Consider the following 4,904-nt stretch of genomic DNA (forward strand, 5'->3'; position numbering starts at 1 on the left):
ACCGGCCGGTGGCGGCCTGGGTATGAAGGGTGGCGCGAAGGCACCCGGCGGCAAGGGCCTGGCCATGAAGGGCGGCCTCAAGGCCCCCGGCGCGAAGGCCGCCGCTCCGGCCGCCGAAGCGCCTGCGACCGAGGCAGCTCCGGCCGAAACCGCGGCTCCAGCCCCGGCCAAGGGCCTGGCCATGAAGGGCGGGCTCAAGGCACCGGGCGGTAAGGGGCTGGCCATGAAGGGCGCGGCCAAGGCACCGGGCGCGAAGGCTCCCGCCACCGAAACCGCTTCCGCCGCTGCGGCTCCCGCCGAGTCCGCGCCCGCCGAGGCGACTGCCGAGGCATCGGCGGCGCCGGCCGCCAAGCCGGGCGGGCTGGCCATGAAGGGCGGCCTCAAGGCCCCCGGCGGCAAGGGTCTGCAGATGAAGGGCGCGGCCAAGGCGCCGGGCGCCAAGCCCGCCGCCGAGACCGCCGCCGCACCGGCTGCCGCGGAACCGGCCGCCACCCCTGCGGCTCCCGCCACCGAGGCCGCCGAAACCGCTTCGGCCGCAGCGGCTCCGGCCGCCGAGGCCAAGCCGTCCATCGCGCCCAAGGGCCTGGCCATGAAGTCGGGCCTCAAGCGCCCCGGCCCGAAGGCTCCGGGTGCGGCCGCGCCCGCCGCCTCGGCTCCGGAAGCGTCTGCGGCCCCGGCCGATTCGGCCCCGGCTCCGGACGAAGCCGCTCCGGCCGCCGCACCCGCCCCGGCCGAACCGGTCGGGTCGGAGAGCAATGGCACCTCGGAAGGTAACGGCGCTGCCGAGCCGCCGGCGGCGAAGCCGGGTGGCCTCGGCTTCAAGTCCGGCATGAAGGCCCCGGGCAAGAAGAACTAGCCCGGGCCGAAACAGCGGGCGGCCGAACCTGATCGACGAGGGCGGCGCTACCGAGAGGTAGCGCCGCCCTCGTCGTTTCCGCCGCCCCGTCCGGCTGCCGACCGGCGGGGCCATAACCGGTCCCCGAGCGCATGACCTGGTGGTACAGCCTCATTTCAGATGGCATGCACGGCGCATTGGCTAATCCCAGGCAACATAACCAGCGGGAGTTCGCCATACTGCAAGGTATGACGGATGTGCGGACGGTTCGGGTCGAGATCGGGGTGGAGTCGCTGGAGGGGGTCCGGATCGCCGAGCAGGCGGGGGCCACACGGGTGGAGTTGTGTGCGGGGCTCACGGTCGGGGGGCTGACGCCCGGTCCGGCGCTCATCGAGGCGGCCGTCGCCGCGGCCGGCCACACCCAGGTACACGTGCTGATCCGGCCGCGCCCCGGCGACTTCCGCTATTCGGCCGACGAGGTGGCGCTCATGCGCGCCGATGTCGAGCAGGTGCGCGCGGCGGGCGCGCACGGGGTGGTGGTCGGCGTGCTCGACGAGGACGGCCACATCGATCCGGCCGCCAATACCGAACTGCTGGCCGCCGCCGACGACCTCGAGGTCACCTTCCATCGCGCGTTCGACGTGTGCGCCGATCCGGCCGAGGGCTTCGAGCAGTTGCTGGAACTCGGGTTCACCCGGTTGCTCACCTCAGGCCGCCAGATCTCGGTGCTGGACGGCGCGTCCCTGATCGCCCGGCTGGTGAATCTGGCCGACGGCCGCATCGATGTGATGGCCTGCGGCGGCCTGCGCGCCGACAATGCCCGCCGGGTGATCGAGCTGACCGGGACGCGGGATCTGCATGCGGCCGTGCGCATGCCGGTGCCGGGCCGCCCGCAGCCCGACAGCGAGGTCTCCTTCGCCGAATTCGGGGTGCCGAGCGGCTTCGACCACTTCGCCACCGACGCCGATGGCGTGGCGGCCCTGTGCGAGGCGGCCCGCAAGGCGATCTGATCGGTTCCACCCCTTGGCCTTCCCGCCGGCGCCGGGTGAAGGTTTGCTGGCCCACCAGCGAAGTTTGCTGTGCACCCGGATAATTCGGTCACCCGTGATAGGACGCTTGACCAAAGCGTTGCTGGGTCATATCTTTTAGAGCACGATTTTGCTACAAAGTGGTCTGGATCACATCTCAGATCCGTCACGGGACAGAATGCCGGCCCCCGCTGCCCCTCTCTCCCAAGGGGTTTCACGTGTTCGATAGAAGAAGTCTGTCCATGCTCGGGGCCGTCGGCATCGCACCGGTGATCGTCGCCTTCCTGCCCGCCGCCGCGGCCAATGCCCACGGCTACGTCTCCTCGCCGCTGAGCCGGCAGGCGCAGTGCGCCAAGGGACTCCTATCCTGCGGTGACATCAAATACGAGCCGCAGAGCGTGGAAGCGCCCAAGGGTTCGAGCAAATGCAGCGGCGGCAACTCCCGCTTCCCGCAACTCGACGATGACGCCAAGCCCTGGCAGGTCCAATCCGTCGGCAGCACAGTGACTTTCACCTGGACCTTCACCGCCCTGCACCGCACCCTGAACTGGGAGTACTACATCGGCGGCACCCGGGTGGCGGTCTTCGACGGCGGCGACAATCCCCCGCCGCAGGACGGCGTCAGCCACACCGTGGATCTCAGCGGCTACTCCGGCCGCCAGAAACTCCTGGCGGTCTGGAACATCGGCGACACCGTCAACGCCTTCTACTCCTGCGTCGACCTCCAGATCGGCGGCAGCGGCGGAACCTCCACCACCACAACGCCTCCCACGACCACAACGCCTCCCACGACCACGACACCGCCCACGACGACGACACCGCCCACGACCACGACACCGCCCATGACCACGACACCGCCGACCACCACGACGCCCGTGACCGCAACGCCGCCGGTCACGACGACACCGCCGGTCACCACGACGCCGCCGACCACCACCACCGGGAAGCCCGCGGCCGGTGCCTGGAAGGTCGGCGCGCACTACAACGTCGGCGACATCGTCACCTACGACGGCATGCGCTACCGCTGCCTTCAGTCGCACACGGTGTACGACCCGGGCTGGAATCCCGAGGCCGCACCCGCGCTCTGGCAGATGATCAGCTGATCACCGCGAGTGCCGCCCACCGCGCGGCGGCTCCGGTGGCCACCCCTCCTCCGGCCCTTCCGGCCAGCCCTGATTGCGCTGGTCGGAAGCCCCCGGACCCGTACCCGGATCCGACCACGGCTCATCGGGATTGAACCAGGAGGACGTGGTGTACGCCTGATCCTGCGGCTGCCCGGAACCCTCGAACCACGACCGGTCCGGCTGCCCGGCACCCTCGGGCTCCGGATTCGGCTGCACCACACTCGTTCTCGGAATGGTCGGCGGCTCACTGCCGCCGGACGCCACCGCGTTCGAGCCGGTCCACGGCGCGTCCCGCTGCTCATCGGCCCGCGAAGTCTGTGGTTGCGCACCGGTTCTCGGCACCGCCCGCTGCTCACCGCTGTACGGTCCGATCTCGGCCCCGCCCCGGCGCACCACCGGTTGCGAACCCGTGCGCGGACCGTTCGGAGCACCGGCGCGGCGGGCGACCGGTTGCGCCCCGGTGCGGGCGGCGAGGGGCTGGGAGCCGGTGCGCGGCGCACCCGGGCGGCGGGGCGTATTCCGTTGCGCCCCGGCGCTTCGCGGCCGCCCGGCGCCCGCCCCCGCCTCGGCCGGTTCGGCACCCAGCGGACGGGCCAGCAGCACCGCGATGGCGGTGGTCAGCGGCACCGAAAGCGCCAGCGCGATACCGCCGACGGCGGAGCGCGCGATCTCGATGCCGACGGCATCGCCGGTCAGCACATCGCGAATGGGCCGTCCGGCCACGCTGAACAGCAGCAGCCGCGGCAGTGCGCCACCGGCGTAGGCCAGCACCAGGGTGTAGACGGTACTGGCGATATGGTCGCGGCCGACCCGCATGGCGGCACCGAAAATGCCGCGGCGGCTGGCCTTCTCGTCGAGCGCGGCCAGCTCGAAGGCGGCCGAGGCCTGGGTGATGGTGACGTCGTTGAGCACACCGAGCGAGCCGATGATGAATCCGGCCAGCAGCAGCCCGGTAATGCTCACATGCTGGACGTAGGCGGCGACATTGGTGTTCTGCTCTTCGGAGAACCCGGTCAGCCGGGTGATCTTCAGGGCCGCCCAGGACAGCACCGCCGCCAGCACCATGGAGGTCAGCGTGCCCAGCAGCGCCGAGCTGGTGCGCAGATTCACCCCGTGCGCCAGATACAGCACGGCGTAGAGGATCACCGCGCCCGCGACCAGCGCCACGGGTATGGCCGGTTTGCCTTCCAGCAGTGCGGGCAGCAGGAACAGCACCAGCACCCCGAAGGCGACGACGAGTCCGAGCAGCGCCCGCAATCCGCGCCAGCGCGCCACCACGATGATCACCACCGCGAAAACGATGACGATGATGGTGAGCGGCAGCCCGCGCGCATAGTCGTCGAACGAGTAGATGGTGACGGCGCTCTTGGGATCCTTCGGATCCTTCAGAACCGATTGCGGCGCAATGCGAACCTTGTCCCCGACCCGCAAATTGGCCTGGTCCGGCGTCGGCGAACTAACCAGGACGGTCCATTTGCCCGCATCCTTGCCCGACTCGATGGCGACCACGCTGCGCGCGCATTTCTGCTGCGCGGCGGGCAGCAACTCCGGTTCCTTGTCCTGCGCCTGCCCGTTCGAGGCATCCCCGCAGGTCCCCAGATCCTGCTTGATCACCGTCCCGGCCTCGGTCGCCACCGCCCCGCCACCGGCACCCTGCATCGGTAATGGAATATCCACATGCTGAGCACTCGGCCATAGCCATATCAACCCGACCACGACAAGCACACCAATAGCGGCAAGTAGTCCGACTACTACGCGGGCAGCGGTAGCCCCGATCGCAATGGGACCCGAATGATCGTGATGGTGGTGATGGTGATCGCTCACCCGGAGAGCCTAAACGAAAATGATTTCTGACATGCTGAGAGGTTGTTTCCGATCCCAAGGAACAACTGATTTCGCGACGTTCGGGGTAACTCG

2 protein-coding genes and 2 pseudogenes are annotated in these 4,904 nt (G+C 69.9%); 3 read left to right on the plus strand and 1 reads right to left on the minus strand.

The genetic code is table 11. From position 1 onward, the window contains the following. The 3 genes and pseudogenes from NS2_RS36570 to NS2_RS35025 form a co-directional block, all read left to right on the plus strand. Window positions 1–856, plus strand: a pseudogene (locus NS2_RS36570) (Fe-S oxidoreductase); the annotation flags it as partial. A gap of 227 nt (window positions 857–1,083) precedes the next feature. Continuing rightward, window positions 1,084–1,845, plus strand: a complete 762-nt coding sequence (locus tag NS2_RS35020; protein WP_052086696.1) for a copper homeostasis protein CutC — start codon at window positions 1,084–1,086, stop codon at window positions 1,843–1,845. Window positions 1,846–2,081: 236 nt separating this feature from the next. Beyond that, window positions 2,082–2,966, plus strand: a complete 885-nt coding sequence (locus NS2_RS35025) for a lytic polysaccharide monooxygenase (RefSeq protein ID WP_228102552.1) — start codon at window positions 2,082–2,084, stop codon at window positions 2,964–2,966. 549 nt (window positions 2,967–3,515) lie between these two features. Here the strand turns inward: NS2_RS35025 and NS2_RS35030 are convergent. Beyond that, window positions 3,516–4,811: pseudogene (locus NS2_RS35030) on the minus strand (YibE/F family protein); the annotation flags it as partial. Window positions 4,812–4,904: the final 93 nt, after the last annotated feature.

Origin of the sequence: Nocardia seriolae NBRC 15557 (assembly GCF_007990715.1) — a bacterium.
Lineage (GTDB): Bacteria > Actinomycetota > Actinomycetes > Mycobacteriales > Mycobacteriaceae > Nocardia > Nocardia seriolae.